This window comes from Methanothermobacter defluvii (assembly GCF_003385755.1).
In the GTDB taxonomy this organism is placed as follows: Archaea; Methanobacteriota; Methanobacteria; order Methanobacteriales; family Methanothermobacteraceae; genus Methanothermobacter; species Methanothermobacter thermautotrophicus.
Genome location: NZ_QREL01000001.1, coordinates 509,107 through 522,097, shown reverse-complemented (window position 1 = coordinate 522,097; position 12,991 = coordinate 509,107). Strand labels below are relative to the sequence as shown.

Here is a 12,991-nt window from a genome sequence, read left to right as displayed (position 1 = left end):
ATCACCTTATCAGTTTATTCCCAGCACATCCCCCATATCCATTATCCTTCCAGGTTCTGCTTTCTCAATGAACCTTATGGCCCTTATAACTCCACCTATGAATGCATCCCTGCTGTGAGCCCTGTGAACTATCTCAAGGCGCTCACCGTCACCTGCAAATAGGACGATGTGGTCCCCGACGATGTCACCAGCCCTCACTGCATGGACACCTATCTCCTCTTTACTCCTCTCACCTGTAAGTCCAGAGCGGCCATGGACGGCAACCTCCTCGGCCCTTCTGTTTGTGGCCTCTGAGATGACCTCCAGTGCACGTACAGCTGTACCTGATGGTGCGTCCTTCTTGTGCCTGTGGTGTGCCTCGATGATCTCAACGTCATAGTCAGAGAGGATCGGTGCAAGGTCCCTGAGGACCTTGAAGAACACGTTGACCCCAACCGCCATGTTCGGTGCGATCACAGCCCTCACACCTGACCTTCCTATGCAGTCCCTTACTGTCTGCATCTCCTCCTCTGAAAATCCGGTTGTGCCAACCACAAGGTTAACACCTGCCTCGGCTGAAGTCTTTATTGTTTTGACCGCTGCAGGTGCTACTGTGAAGTCAACGAGAACGTCGGGTTCTGTATCTGCGAGGGTATCAGCAAGGTCTGATGCGTCGGTCACCTCAACTCCAACCATACCCCTGCCTGTGAACTCTCCGATGTCCCTGCCACTGAGGGGTGTCCCTGGAGCCTCAATGGCTGCCACCAGTTCCATGTCCTCCTCCTCGAGGATCCTCCTTATTATCCCTGAGCCCATGCGCCCGCATGCGCCTGTAACTGCGACCCTTATCAAGCATAACACCCCTAGATCAGTGCCAGTTCCTCAAGGACCATCCTGAGCCTCTTACGGTTTGCATCCTGCAGGGGTGCCAGGGGCATCCTCACATGACCCGCAGGTCTGCCCATCATGTTAAGGGCCTCCTTGACCGGTACCGGGTTGCTCTCAATGAAAAGGGCCTTCATAAGGCTGTAAAGTTCATAGTGTGTTTTCATTGCAGACTCGAAGTCCCCTGATAGGGCCTCGTTAACAAGCCGGCTCATGCGAGCCGGGTCGACATTTGCAACCACTGATATCACTCCCTCAGCGCCCATGGAGATCATTGGGAGTGTAAGGTTATCGTTTCCTGAGAGGATGGTGAAGTCATCAAGGCCGAGGTCCATTAGCCTTGACCTGAGCATGGACACCTTGTCCAGGTCAGGGCTGGCCTCCTTTATCCCTATTATACCTTCCAGCTTTGCGAGTTCGGCGACTGTGTCAACATCTATGTCGGTACCTGTCCTCGAGGGAACGTTGTATATTATGAGGGGTATGTCGGCGGCTTCCTCCAGCATGGTGTAGTGTTCAATGAGTCCGTGGGGCTGGGGCTTGTTGTAGTAGGGGGTTATGACAAGGGCTGCGTCTGCACCGGCGTCCTCTGCATACTCCACAAGGCCCATTGCCTCCCTGGATGAGTTGCTACCTGCACCTGCAACCGTCCTGACGCGACCGTTGACCTCATCCACCAGTATATCGATCATTCTCCTCTGCTCTTCGTGGGTTATTGTCGCTGATTCACCGGTTGTTCCGGCAACCAGGAGGCCATCAACCCCGTTCTCTATAAGGTAGTTTATGTTCTCCCGCAGCCCGGCCTCATCCACCACATCGTCCTCTGTGAATGGAGTCACCATGGCCACTACTGTGCCTTCAATCTTCATTCAAGAACACCCCTTACAAGTTCATATGCCTTTTTACCATCATTCCAGTCAACAAAGATAACCACAGATGTCTGTGAGGATGAAATTTCAACTATGTTAAGGTCATTATCCCGCAGGGGTTCGGTGATTTCAGATATTATGCCGGGTGTGTCTATGAAATCCGGGCTTGATATGGTTATCATTGCGATGTCTCTTCCCAGTGAGAGTGAGCTGAGGTCATCGTCTGCAATGACCACATCGTGGAGGAGCCTGTGGGCCTCATCGGCGTCCTTCTTGTCAACAAATATTGTGACCGAGTTCTGTCCTGTTGAAATTCCTATGATGTTTATGGAGTTCTCTGCAAGCCTTGATGTTAACCTGGCCAGTATACCTGGCTTGTTCAGTATCTTTTCACCCACAACAGCGACCACGGATATTGGATCCGGGTTGAGGGTTGTTGTCTTGACCATCTTGTTCTTTGAGGGTCCGATTATCTCGGTTCCAGGGGCGGATAGGTCCCCGTGTTCAAATCCTATTATCTTTGCCTTTATATCCGGGTCCTTGTATTTTAGGGCGTGGGGATGGAGTACCTGGGCCCCATGGGTTGCAAGGTCCCTCATCTCCTCAACTGATATCTTATCAAGTTTCTTGGCACCCTGAAGTTTGTTGGGATCCGTGGACATGACACCCCCAACATCTGTTACTATTATAACTTCATCTGCCTTAAGGCAGTGACCAAGGAGGAATGCTGTTATGTCACTTCCACCCCTCCCCAGGGTGGTTATGTAGCCGTTGGGGTCCCTTCCAAGGAAGCCACAAACCACGGGTATTATTCCCTGATCAAGGAGTTTAAGCAGTTCCTTTGATTTCTCCTCAGTTGCCTCAAAATCCACCTTAGCATTTAAAAGGTTGCTGTCGGTTATTATTGGCCATTCATCCATGAAGGGGTCTATATATTCGGATTTGACTCCGAGTGCCTCTATGGCGGATGAGAATATCCTGACACTGGTCATCTCACCCATGGATACTATCTCAGCCAGCTGCTTCTCTGTGACAGCGTCTTCCATTGCCTCGTCCACTATCTGGAGGAGTTCATCGGTTGTCTTGTTTATGGCAGATACAACGACAACGACCTTCCTGCCCTTCATGTACTCCTTCACAACTGAACGGGCCGCCTTCTTAATTCGCCTACCATTTCCTATTGATGTACCGCCAAATTTAGCAACTATTAACTCCATTAACCTTCACAACCTTTTAAATGTTGGGGAAAAAAATGAAAAATTCTGGTCTTATTTCTGCTGGCTGATGATCCTTGTAATGTAACCTGCTATCTTGTTTCTGAGGTGTTTGGTGCTTACTGTTGAGAACTCCTCCACAAGTTTCTTGTTAGTGTCAAAGTCGTCTGTGAATTTCCCTGGATGATTTTCTATCATCTCTTTAGCTATTCTTTTTACAAAGGATGTCCTTATGTTTCCCATTTCATTGCCTCCTTAACATTTCTTTCTGTTCCGTTTTACTGAGATCCATCAGAATCTTCATCAGTTCTATAAGTTTATTCTCATCGATACGATTTTCCCTGGCGATTTTCCGGGTTCTCTCTATAATCTGGAGTTCCCTTTCAGGATCCAGGATCTCCATTCCAAGGACCTCCTTGGCCTCTGCTATCTCCCGTGCAAGGGCTATCCTTGAGGCTATGAGGTCAAGTATGTCCCTGTCTATTCCATCTATCTTCTGCCTGGATCTTCTGAGGACCTCCCGTGCTCTGTACTCATCCATAAATCATTCCCCTTTCTTCTGCTTAAGGGTCAATGGAGTTATTCAAGGATGCGTGTACCCTCGTTGTCCACTGATGTTACAAGCACATCCCCCTCAAGGTTCTCCCAGGCATCAATGATATCAGCTTCAGAGTCCTCATGAGCCAGGGCCACAAAGGATGGCCCGGTTCCTGAGAGACCTGCTGCAAGGGCACCCGCCTCAAGGGCATCAAGGGCTATTCCCGGATCGAATCCCAGGGATGCACAGTAGAGTATCCCGTTGAGTGTTAGGGCACTGTGTACCCTTCCATCAAGGACCTCCCTGAAGGCCATATCAACCCAGGGGGCCAGCAGTTTCATCCGCGGGACATCTGATTGTGCAGTCAGTGATTTTCTGTCCGGCATATATATTAATACCTTTTGATTTTCCATCTGCTCCCTGAGGATTATGCGCCTTTCCATGTTATCTGTCACGGTTAAGCCACCGTAGAATGATGCACTTGCATCATCATAGGCCCCGGTAACACTCACACCCGCCTTGAGGGATGCGTCAACTGCCATGTTAAGCATCTCAAGATCCTCCATGGGTTCAAGACAGAATTCCTCTGATAAGAGGGAGGAGACTGCCATCACAGTGGCATTGGAGGCCGCGCTGCTGCTTGAAAGTCCGCTGGCAACTGGGAGGTTCGAGGATGTTACGACCCTGACACCTGCATCCACCCCGTAATATTCAATCACCATCCCTGTGCAGAGCTCCATTAGGGCCGTGTCAGCTCCCTCCCGGGAGATGCACTCCACCCCGGAGTCAATCAGCTCTGCCTCTGCCACCACCCTGAGTCCTATGCCAAATGCTGAGCCCCTCCCAGTTGCAATCGCATTAATCACGGTTGCGGATCCAGGGGACCTTACAGTCTTCTTCACAACAATCACTCCCGGATTCTATGATCGTTCACTGAATAGATTAGGAAAGCACTCCAGAGAGCACCTCAAGCTATCAAACACTGCAAAGTGTATTCATCAATTAAATAGTATCTAAGTGCAATATTTATATAGTGGTGGACATTCTATTAATAAAAATGGTGAAAAATTTAGGATGGTACATGGATGTCTGATATAACAAAAACTCCTGAAAAGGTGACTGGAGGCAAAAAGGTCTGATACCATGGATAGAAACAGCAAGATAGTCATTGGCCTCGTCGTGGTCCTCTCGATCGCAGGGTTGGTGCTTTCATTAGCCGCTCTGCTGGAGGGCGGCGAGGGTACGATAGCAATAATACCTGTCCACGGAGCCATAGCCTATGACACGGCAGGGTTCACTGATGGCGTGAACCCGGATGATATAAAGGAGCTCATCGCTGAAGCCAACAGTGATCCATCAGTTAAGGCCATTGTCCTCGACATAAACAGCCCAGGAGGGACACCTGTGGCAAGTGAGGAACTAATGGATGCCATAAATAAATCAAAAAAGCCTGTGGTGAGCTGGATAAGTGATTCAGGGACCTCAGGAGCATACCTTGCAGCATCAGCATCTGACAGGATAGTCGCAAGTCCCTCAGCATGGGTTGGAAGCATAGGTGTCATACTCGACCTGACGGATCTCTCCCAGATGTACAGACAGATGGGGATAAACAAGTACGCCATAAAGGCCGGTGAATACAAGGACATGGGTGCCGATTACCGCATGATAACCGATGAGGAGAGACAGATGCTGCAGTCAATGGTCAATGAGGAGTACGACTACTTCATAAAGACCGTGGCTACCAACAGAAACCTTAGCGTCTCCTACGTGAAGAGCCTGGCAGAGGGCAGGATATTCACAGGCAGACAGGCTGTACGCAACCGGCTGGTGGATTTCACTGGAGGGAAGGACTATGCAGTTGAGGTGGCTGCGAAGCTCGCAGGTGTGAAGAACTATAACACGATAACCCTTGAGCCTCCTTCTGGCTTCCTCAGGGTCCTTTCCAGCATGTTCTCAAGGCTGGGATTTGCCTCAGGGAACACAACAGAAGAGCTGCAGCTCCATTGATGAAGGTGGAAAAGGATAAGTATTTATCTAAAAAGGGGAAGAAGATAATTATATTACTCTCACGGAGGTTAAGAAATGGTTGTTAATATAGAGGTTTTCACATCCCCAACCTGCCCTTACTGTCCAATGGCAATCGAGGTCGTTGATGAGGCCAAAAAGGAATTCGGAGACAAAATTGATGTCGAAAAGATCGACATAATGGTTGACCGGGAAAAGGCCATAGAATATGGTCTGATGGCTGTCCCTGCCATAGCAATCAACGGTGTTGTCAGGTTCGTTGGGGCCCCAAGCAGGGAAGAACTTTTTGAAGCCATAAATGATGAGATGGAATAACTTCTTTTTCAATTAATTTTTAAGGATTTTTCTGATGAATGATGAGAGGGTATTCGGGATTACCACTGGAACAGCTGCCACCGCAGCAGCCCTCGCCTCACTCCTGTGTCTGAAGGGCTGTGAAGCCAGTAAGGTCAGGGTCAGGACCCCATCCGGGATCCTGGAGGTTGACGTTGAATATGTTGAGCGCATCTCAGGTGACACCGCCAGGGCCTGTGTCATCAAGAGACCCTACCCTGACCCTGATGTCACCGTGAATCTTGAGATCATCTCCACTGTTCAGATCACAGAGACCCCTGAAATCATGATAAGGGGTGGTGAGGGTGTTGGAATCGTCACAAAGCCCGGTCTCCAGGTCCCCCCCGGAGAAGCAGCCATAAACCCTGTCCCCCGGAGAATGATAGAGGAGAACCTCAGGGAACACCTCAGGGATGATGAGGGTGCTGTGGTCACAGTGTCTGTGCCCGGGGGGGATAGGATAGCCTCCAGGACCATGAACCCCCGTCTCGGGATCATCGGGGGTATTTCCATCCTTGGGACAACAGGCATAGCCAGGCCCATGTCCACCGAGGCATACCGGGAATCCCTTGCCTGTCAGATCGATATCGCCACCGCCAGGGGTTTCCGGGAACTCGTATTTGTACCGGGTAACATAGGGGAGAGATTCGCCAGGGAGTACTTTGAATCCATCGAGGATGAGAGGATAATCCAGATGGCCAACTTCCCAGGCTACATGCTGGAGGAGGCCGATGGCAGGGGGATTGAGCGGATAATACTCATGGGCCATGCAGGTAAACTGATCAAGCTGTCTGCCGGCATATTCCAGACCCGGAGTTCAGATGCAGATGCCCGCCGCGAGATAATGGCTGCCCATGCAGCCCTCATGGGTGCCTCCAGAGATACGGTGACCAGAATATTCAACGATGGGACCGTTGAGGAGATGATATCTGAACTCGAGGGTGAAGGGTTGACAGGTAGGGTCTTCAACAGCATAGCAGATGCCATAAGGGAGAGATTCAATGAGAGGTTCTCCTTTGATACCGATGTCCTGATTTTCAGCCTGGATGGCCGGATCCTCAACTCAAACTTCAAGACTAAAAGGAACCACAGATTTACTGAAGTATTTTAGAATCCATCAAAGAAATTCATGAGTGATGATAATGAAAGAATTCACCCATACAGATGAAAAGGGGGTCCGCATGGTTGATGTGGGCTCAAAGCCAGTTGTTAGGAGAACCGCAACAGCCGAGGGCCATATACTCCTGCGTAAAGACACCATAAACTTAATCCGTGAAAGGAAGATTGAAAAGGGGAACGTGCTTGCAACGGCCCAGATAGCAGCCATAGGGGCCGTTAAGAGGACCTGGGAAATAATACCCCTCTGCCATCCCCTCCCCCTCACAGGTGTTGATGTTGAATTTGACCTGCATGATGACCGGATCACCGCCAGGGTTACTGTGAGATGCGATGGGAAGACTGGTGTTGAGATGGAGGCCGTAACCGGTGTATCCGTTGCCCTGCTCACAATATGGGACATGGTCAAAAGTGTTGAGAAGGACGATGATGGCCAGTACCCTGAAACGGCCATCAGCAACATAAGAGTCATTAAAAAGGAAAAGCTGGAACTCTGAGGCGTGTTCATATGAAGTCCCTCCCACCTGAAATGAGACAGATCCTCGGGGACTGCTACCCCCATATAAGGGAGCTGAACCCTGCCCAGAGGAGTGCCATTGAAGCGGGTTACCTTGAATCAGAGGACAACTACATAATAGCCATACCCACCGCCAGCGGAAAGACCCTCCTGGGTATCATTGCAGCCCTGAAAACGGTCATGGAAGGTGGGCGCGTGATCTACACAGTGCCCCTTCTATCCATCCAGAACGAAAAGATAAAGGAATTCCGCGAACTTGAAGAACACGGTATAAGGGTCGGTAAGGACCCGCGGACCTCTGACATCGCGGTCATGGTCTTTGAATCCTTCGACAGCCTCACCAAGTTCTCATGGAATATCCTCCGGGAGGTTGACCTCCTCATCGTTGATGAATTCCACATGATAGGAGAGTACACGAGGGGCCCGGTAATCGAGTCTGCAATTACAAGGGCAAGGACCCTGAATCCATCAGTACGTATAGTTGCACTCTCTGCAACCCTCTCAAATATGGATGAGATAGCCGGATGGCTCGACGCAAGGGTTGTGGAGCACGACTACCGGCCTGTTCCCCTTCATCGGGAGGTCCTTGACACTGAGATGTTCGGGGTCAGGGAAAAGAACGATGTTGTCCTCAAGGTTCTTGAGAGGTCCCTTGAGGATGGGAGCCAGACCCTCGCCTTCGTATCCACCAGGAGGTTCACAGAGTCCCTCGCATCCCACCTTGCAGATAAGATATCAGGGAGGATACCTGTTGACATGGTGGAGAGGTTCCGGGAGGTGGCCGGGAAGGTTCTTGAGGTTCCAAAGTCCAGGGGATCCCCTCCAACCTCCACCTGCCTGAAACTTGCAGAATGCCTGGAGGCAGGGATCGCATTCCACCATGCAGGACTCTTCAACAGGCAGCGGGAGATAATAGAGGATGAGTTCAGGGATGGGAATATACTGATGATAACCGCCACCCCCAGCCTCATGTACGGAGTCAACCTCCCATCAAGGACAGTTGTGATAAGGGACTACACAAGGTGGACGAGTCAGGGCCCCAGGAGGATCCCTGTATTTGATTATGAGCAGATGTCTGGTAGGGCCGGGCGGCCCCAGTATGATGATGCCGGCTACTCCTACCTCATAGCCAGGAGCCATGATGAGGCCCTGGATCTGGAGGAGTACTACATCAGGGGTGAAGTCGAGAGGACCACCTCACGCATCATAGAGAACAGGGACGCCCTTTACAGACAGATAATTGCACAGGTCGCCTCCGGTCTCTCAGGAACCACGGAGGAGCTGGCAGATTTCTTCAGGAACACATTCTATGGTTACCAGATGGTTGAGGGTCCCTTCAGTGATTCATTCGGGATGGACGCTATCCAGTATGAGGTCGAGAACGCCACAGAGTACCTTATGAGGAACAGAATCCTCTACCCTGGCCCTGAAGGATTCTCAGCAACAGAGTTCGGTCTCCTCATAGCAAAATCCAATTACAGTGTGGAGACAGCCATCAAACTCCACCAGTTTGCATCAGAGATGGATGAGATGGACATATACCGCCTCATCTATGAGATAACAAGGACACCTGACATGCCCCTGATATCATTCAAGGGGAGGAAGAGCCGGGACCCTGTCCGTGATAAGCTGATGGAACATGGGCTCTTCCTCATGGACGTCGGGAACGAAGAGGCGACGGCAGCTGCTCTGATTGAGTGGATCAATGAGAGAACAGAATATGAAATAGAGAATGCGTTTCATGTTTACGCTGCTTCAACGAGGCGCTCGGCCTACGAAGCCTCAAAAATCGTTAAATTCTTTGGTAAGATCTGCGAGATAATGGGAGTATACAGGCACTCCAGTCAACTCGAAATTCTTTCTGCAAGGCTCTATTATGGTGTGAAAGAGGATGCCATACCCCTTGTGGTTGGTGTGAGAGGGCTTGGAAGAGTCCGGGCCCGTAGGATCATCAAAACCTTTGGTGAGGATCTGCGACATGTGCGGGAAGATGAACTTAAACGTATTGATGGAATCGGACCAAAAATGGCAGAGGCTATTAGAAGGTACTGTGAAAGGTTCTGATGCCCTCATAATGGCTCTGAGGAACATGGCAGCCACTCTAGGTGTGTATGATCTGATGGAGGTGCGTGTCTTCCTAGAAAGGAGCTGCAGATTTGTTCAGGAGAGATACAGGGCAATATATGTGGATGCATATATGTCCATGGTTGTCGACTCCGTGCTTGACCTTAAGGCAGGGTTCTCAGGGACGCCTGAAATGGATGATGCACGTTACAGCCTCAGGGATGCCCTTAAAAGGCTGGATGAAATCCATGCTCCGGAAATTGTTGGTTTAACAGTTTTATACAGAACCTATGTTAAGGGGGAACCGCTGCACCCTCCAGGAACACCATTTCCTGGAGGTTTTGAGGTTGAAGAAAAGGATGGTGTCTACTACTGTCCTGTTAAGGATAAACAGAAGGATAACCCGGAAGCCCTATGTGATATCTGTATCGCCAGACAGACCCCACTTCCCTGATCTTCCAGGAGGATTCAGCCCTTGTCTACTGTGATAAATAGGGATACCCTCAGCAAATCATCAGAAAAAATATCCCGAAATCGTCCAGAGTGCAGGTCGTGAGCAGATGATAAGAAGCAGTGATATTCCAGAGAAGATGACAGAGATGCAGCTCCTTGAAATGCTTAAAAAGGAGGCATCCTCTGTCCATATAAAGGATATAATGAGTGCATCGGTCTACCTGAGGGAAGACGCCAGGTACCTGCCGCCCAGGGAACAGAAGGAGTTCATCGAAAGGTTCACCAGGGCCTTCTTTAACAGGATAAGGGATATAAAGAATGATGAAAACATCTACCCGGGTCATGTTGACACCGCAAGGTTAAAGGAATTCATAGACTTCCTTGACCAGCAGTTAAGCCAGGCAAAAACAGAAAATGAAAGGTGCTTTCAGAAGATCGCCCGTATAATAACAATCTACGTCACATTCGTAAGGAAGGAACCCGTTCATCCAGTGGGGACCCGCTTTCCCGGTGGTTTCACGGTTAGAAGGGAGGGAAATGTCTTCTACTGTCCTGTCAAGGACAGACAGATAAACACTCCCGGTGCCCTCTGCCGTTTCTGTGTCAGCATCCAGGACCCTGATATCTCCTGATACGTCACGAGACCCGTACCAGAAGCCTGAAAGCAGGTTATTCTCTCTTCTTATCTCCTAATACATCAGGAGACCGATTCCATCAATTACCAGTGATAGGCCTATCAGGAAGGCCAGGAATACCGGGTTGCTTACGAATATCCCCAGGATTATATAGATGAATCCCAGAACCACAACAGATATGGCTGCAGCCCTTCCAGCCCTGTGTTCCCTTGAGAAAAGAGCTGTTATACCTGCAATTATAAGGATTATACCCGTTATGTATATCCAGAATGCCGCTAGGAAACTGAAGAGAGCCACATTACCTGCAATGGTCGCTGCAACGATTACACCAAGCACCCCCAACAGAATGTAGAGCACCCCAGCTCCCCTGCTAACCTTCCATGTTCCAGAACCAAGCAGGAAGAGCCAGATAGCAACAAAGAGCACTGCCACACCCGTGAGGACACTCAGGGTAAACACTGAGAACACCGGGAAAAGAATCACAAGGATCCCCAGGATCAGAGATATGAGACCTGGAATCTTTGTATCAGACACACTTTCACCCCCCTTTCATTGTATATACTAATATGAATTTAATAAGAGGTCAAATCCAGATAGAAAAAAATCAGTAGATGGTTCAGCAGGAAAAGAAAAGGTGATGCAGATCAACCACCACCATCACATACCTCTGAACCCATATCCACATCCTCAAAGTCTTCCTTCATCTTCCTGATGCGGTCAATGGTGTCACCGCGACCCCCCTTCCTGACCGCCCTCCGGAGTTCGGATTTATCCACAACCTCCAGGTATCCTGTATTGTACCAGAGGTCTGAGTCCTCAAGGCGGACCCATCCCTCGCCATCCTCAACCTTGATGGCTGAGATCTCACCGGTGGTCCCTGTTCCAGTGTAACGTACAGCCATTCCCACCGTCAGCACATTTCCGTTTATGTCCTTTACCTCCATGCCATTCAACCCCTCATTCAGGGGATATCTCCATGGATTCCTCCTCTTCGGGGGCCTCCTCTGCCTCATCTGCAGCTATTGCAAGGACGACGTAATCGCCGACCCGGCTGACACTCTCCATATCAACGATGAAGGTCCTCTGCTTGAGGGACAGTTCACCCTTGGATATTATGAGGGACTTTATGAGGCCCTCCTCCGGATCCACCTCCAGGTCAGAGACCTTACCTATCTCCATTGCATTTTTATCCAGCACCTTAAGACCGAGGAACTCCGTCACCTTCATTTGAACACCATAAAGTGTTATGTCAGTCATGCTATAAAAAATGATTTATTCATAGCACCCCATATAATAGAACATGACTTCAGTTAAAATATTCAGTGTCTCAGGGATACCCATTGAACTCGATTTCTCATTTCTACTGCTGATGCTGTTCATATACATCCTCGCCTACCTTGGATTCCTCTCAGTGAACCTTGCAGTTCTAATAACCCTTGTATTTGTAACCGTGGTGATACATGAACTGGCCCACTCCTACGTTGCCCTGAGGTTCGGTGTGAAGATAAAGAGCATACTTCTGCTCCCCATCGGTGGGGTTTCAAGGATGGAGGAGATACCCCGCATCCCACGCCAGGAGTTCATGATATCAATCGCCGGGCCCCTCACAAATATACTCATGGCCCTCATCACGGCGGTCCCGCTCTTCTTTGGTCTGAAAGGAGCTGCTGCAACTTTCGCAGGTGACTTCCTTGCTGTGAACCTGCTTCTTGCAATCTTCAACCTCATACCTGCCTTCCCGATGGATGGTGGCCGTATACTGAGGGCCATCCTGGCTGAGAGACTGAGTTACATCAGGGCCACCCGGATAGCTTCGAACCTCGGAAAAATCATAGCGGTCCTGATGGCCGTAACCGGTCTCTTCTACAACTTCTTCCTGATACTCATCGGCTTCTTCATCTACATCGGAGCAGAGCAGGAGTACCAGGCAACCCTCATCTCATCACTCCTGGAGGGTGTCAGGGTGGCAGATGTTATGACAGAGAACCCTGTGACCCTTCACCCTCATATGACGGTTAAGGAGGCCCTCGATGTGATGTTCCGTGAAAAGCACATGGGTTATCCTGTGACCGAGGCCGGTGAACTGAGGGGTATTGTTACCTTCCATGATATATCTGATGCCAGCAGGGACCTCAGGGTGGAGGATGTCATGACAGGGGACGTTGTTACAGTGGGAGATGATGAGGAGGTTACAGGAGCCCTTGAGAAGATGAACCGGCTGCAGCTTGGAAGGCTCCCTGTGATGAGGGACGGTAAACTCACAGGTATAATTTCAAGGACAGATATAGTCAGAACACTCAACCTGATGAACAAAAAAACCAAATAACCAGGACAAAAAAACTCGATGGATGAACAACCGAATG

At 49.8% G+C, this 12,991-nt stretch carries 17 protein-coding genes; 8 read left to right on the top strand and 9 right to left on the bottom strand.

Going from position 1 to position 12,991, the window contains the following annotated elements:
- Positions 1 to 9: 9 nt before the first annotated feature.
- From dapB to C7452_RS02870, 6 genes are read right to left on the bottom strand one after another with little or no spacing between them, the layout of a single operon-like run.
- Positions 10 to 831: a 4-hydroxy-tetrahydrodipicolinate reductase gene (gene dapB, locus C7452_RS02895; protein WP_115892168.1), complete on the bottom strand. Its 822-nt coding sequence runs from the start codon at positions 829 to 831 to the stop codon at positions 10 to 12.
- Between the two features lie 11 nt (positions 832 to 842).
- Positions 843 to 1,733, bottom strand: coding sequence for a 4-hydroxy-tetrahydrodipicolinate synthase (dapA, locus tag C7452_RS02890; protein WP_115892167.1), 891 nt, complete (start codon positions 1,731 to 1,733; stop codon positions 843 to 845).
- Entirely contained in the window at positions 1,730 to 2,950 is a 1,221-nt protein-coding gene (locus C7452_RS02885; protein ID WP_115892166.1) for an aspartate kinase, read from the bottom strand. The genes dapA and C7452_RS02885 overlap by 4 nt, the downstream gene beginning before the upstream one ends.
- Before the next feature lie 51 nt (positions 2,951 to 3,001).
- On the bottom strand, positions 3,002 to 3,190 hold the full coding sequence (locus tag C7452_RS02880; protein ID WP_115892165.1) for a 30S ribosomal protein S17e: 189 nt from the start codon (positions 3,188 to 3,190) through the stop codon (positions 3,002 to 3,004).
- A gap of 1 nt (position 3,191) precedes the next feature.
- Entirely contained in the window at positions 3,192 to 3,488 is a 297-nt protein-coding gene (locus C7452_RS02875) for a chorismate mutase (RefSeq protein ID WP_115892164.1), read from the bottom strand.
- 38 nt (positions 3,489 to 3,526) lie between these two features.
- Positions 3,527 to 4,387 carry a shikimate kinase gene (locus C7452_RS02870; RefSeq protein WP_115892163.1) on the bottom strand — a complete coding sequence of 287 codons (861 nt, stop codon included), beginning with the start codon at positions 4,385 to 4,387 and terminating at the stop codon, positions 3,527 to 3,529.
- A gap of 241 nt (positions 4,388 to 4,628) precedes the next feature.
- On the opposite strand from C7452_RS02870, the gene sppA reads away from it, so the two are divergent.
- The 7 genes from sppA to C7452_RS02835 all read left to right on the top strand — a co-directional run bounded on the left by sppA (position 4,629) and on the right by C7452_RS02835 (position 10,625).
- Positions 4,629 to 5,492, top strand: a complete 864-nt coding sequence (gene sppA, locus C7452_RS02865) for a signal peptide peptidase SppA (RefSeq protein WP_115892162.1) — start codon at positions 4,629 to 4,631, stop codon at positions 5,490 to 5,492.
- A gap of 75 nt (positions 5,493 to 5,567) precedes the next feature.
- The gene (locus C7452_RS02860) at positions 5,568 to 5,825 is read left to right on the top strand and encodes an MJ0307 family thioredoxin (RefSeq protein WP_010876442.1); all 258 of its coding nucleotides are present in this window, start codon (positions 5,568 to 5,570) and stop codon (positions 5,823 to 5,825) included.
- Positions 5,826 to 5,859: 34 nt separating this feature from the next.
- Positions 5,860 to 6,954 (top strand): cobalt-precorrin-5B (C(1))-methyltransferase CbiD, encoded by a 1,095-nt coding sequence (gene cbiD / locus C7452_RS02855; protein WP_115892161.1) that lies wholly within the window; start codon positions 5,860 to 5,862, stop codon positions 6,952 to 6,954.
- 28 nt (positions 6,955 to 6,982) lie between these two features.
- Positions 6,983 to 7,456, top strand: a complete 474-nt coding sequence (moaC, locus tag C7452_RS02850) for a cyclic pyranopterin monophosphate synthase MoaC (RefSeq protein WP_197538717.1) — start codon at positions 6,983 to 6,985, stop codon at positions 7,454 to 7,456.
- A gap of 11 nt (positions 7,457 to 7,467) precedes the next feature.
- The gene (gene hel308, locus C7452_RS02845; RefSeq protein ID WP_048175506.1) at positions 7,468 to 9,540 is read left to right on the top strand and encodes an ATP-dependent DNA helicase Hel308; all 2,073 of its coding nucleotides are present in this window, start codon (positions 7,468 to 7,470) and stop codon (positions 9,538 to 9,540) included.
- Positions 9,527 to 9,994 carry a DUF2115 domain-containing protein gene (locus C7452_RS02840; RefSeq protein WP_115892160.1) on the top strand — a complete coding sequence of 156 codons (468 nt, stop codon included), beginning with the start codon at positions 9,527 to 9,529 and terminating at the stop codon, positions 9,992 to 9,994. The genes hel308 and C7452_RS02840 overlap by 14 nt, the downstream gene beginning before the upstream one ends.
- Positions 9,995 to 10,100: 106 nt before the next feature.
- Positions 10,101 to 10,625: a DUF2115 domain-containing protein gene (locus tag C7452_RS02835; RefSeq protein WP_115892159.1), complete on the top strand. Its 525-nt coding sequence runs from the start codon at positions 10,101 to 10,103 to the stop codon at positions 10,623 to 10,625.
- A 57-nt stretch (positions 10,626 to 10,682) separates the two neighbouring features.
- On the opposite strand, the gene C7452_RS02830 is transcribed toward C7452_RS02835, so the two are convergent.
- From C7452_RS02830 to C7452_RS02820, 3 genes are all read right to left on the bottom strand, one after another.
- A complete protein-coding gene (locus C7452_RS02830; RefSeq protein ID WP_115892158.1) occupies positions 10,683 to 11,162 on the bottom strand; it encodes a DUF308 domain-containing protein in 480 nt (159 codons plus the stop codon).
- A gap of 110 nt (positions 11,163 to 11,272) precedes the next feature.
- Positions 11,273 to 11,572, bottom strand: coding sequence for a DUF2098 domain-containing protein (locus C7452_RS02825; RefSeq protein ID WP_048060902.1), 300 nt, complete (start codon positions 11,570 to 11,572; stop codon positions 11,273 to 11,275).
- A gap of 13 nt (positions 11,573 to 11,585) precedes the next feature.
- Positions 11,586 to 11,855 (bottom strand): PRC-barrel domain-containing protein, encoded by a 270-nt coding sequence (locus tag C7452_RS02820; RefSeq protein WP_048060903.1) that lies wholly within the window; start codon positions 11,853 to 11,855, stop codon positions 11,586 to 11,588.
- Between the two features lie 73 nt (positions 11,856 to 11,928).
- Here C7452_RS02820 and C7452_RS02815 point away from each other — a divergent pair, with 73 nt between their 5' ends.
- On the top strand, positions 11,929 to 12,954 hold the full coding sequence (locus C7452_RS02815) for a M50 family metallopeptidase (protein ID WP_115892156.1): 1,026 nt from the start codon (positions 11,929 to 11,931) through the stop codon (positions 12,952 to 12,954).
- The last annotated feature ends 37 nt before the right edge of the window (positions 12,955 to 12,991 follow it).

Excerpts from the sequence above, each read along its gene's own strand:
- C7452_RS02820 (WP_048060903.1), bottom strand. The coding sequence starts at position 11,855 with ATGAAGGTGACGGAGTTCCTCGGTCTTAAGGTGCTGGATAAAAATGCA.
- sppA (WP_115892162.1), top strand. The coding sequence starts at position 4,629 with ATGGATAGAAACAGCAAGATAGTCATTGGCCTCGTCGTGGTCCTCTCG.
- C7452_RS02860 (WP_010876442.1), top strand. The coding sequence starts at position 5,568 with ATGGTTGTTAATATAGAGGTTTTCACATCCCCAACCTGCCCTTACTGT.
- C7452_RS02885 (WP_115892166.1), bottom strand. The coding sequence starts at position 2,950 with ATGGAGTTAATAGTTGCTAAATTTGGCGGTACATCAATAGGAAATGGT.
- C7452_RS02875 (WP_115892164.1), bottom strand. The coding sequence starts at position 3,488 with ATGGATGAGTACAGAGCACGGGAGGTCCTCAGAAGATCCAGGCAGAAG.
- hel308 (WP_048175506.1), top strand. The coding sequence starts at position 7,468 with ATGAAGTCCCTCCCACCTGAAATGAGACAGATCCTCGGGGACTGCTAC.
- cbiD (WP_115892161.1), top strand. The coding sequence starts at position 5,860 with ATGAATGATGAGAGGGTATTCGGGATTACCACTGGAACAGCTGCCACC.
- C7452_RS02835 (WP_115892159.1), top strand. The coding sequence starts at position 10,101 with ATGATAAGAAGCAGTGATATTCCAGAGAAGATGACAGAGATGCAGCTC.
- dapA (WP_115892167.1), bottom strand. The coding sequence starts at position 1,733 with ATGAAGATTGAAGGCACAGTAGTGGCCATGGTGACTCCATTCACAGAG.
- C7452_RS02815 (WP_115892156.1), top strand. The coding sequence starts at position 11,929 with ATGACTTCAGTTAAAATATTCAGTGTCTCAGGGATACCCATTGAACTC.
- C7452_RS02825 (WP_048060902.1), bottom strand. The coding sequence starts at position 11,572 with ATGGAGGTAAAGGACATAAACGGAAATGTGCTGACGGTGGGAATGGCT.
- C7452_RS02880 (WP_115892165.1), bottom strand. The coding sequence starts at position 3,190 with ATGGGAAACATAAGGACATCCTTTGTAAAAAGAATAGCTAAAGAGATG.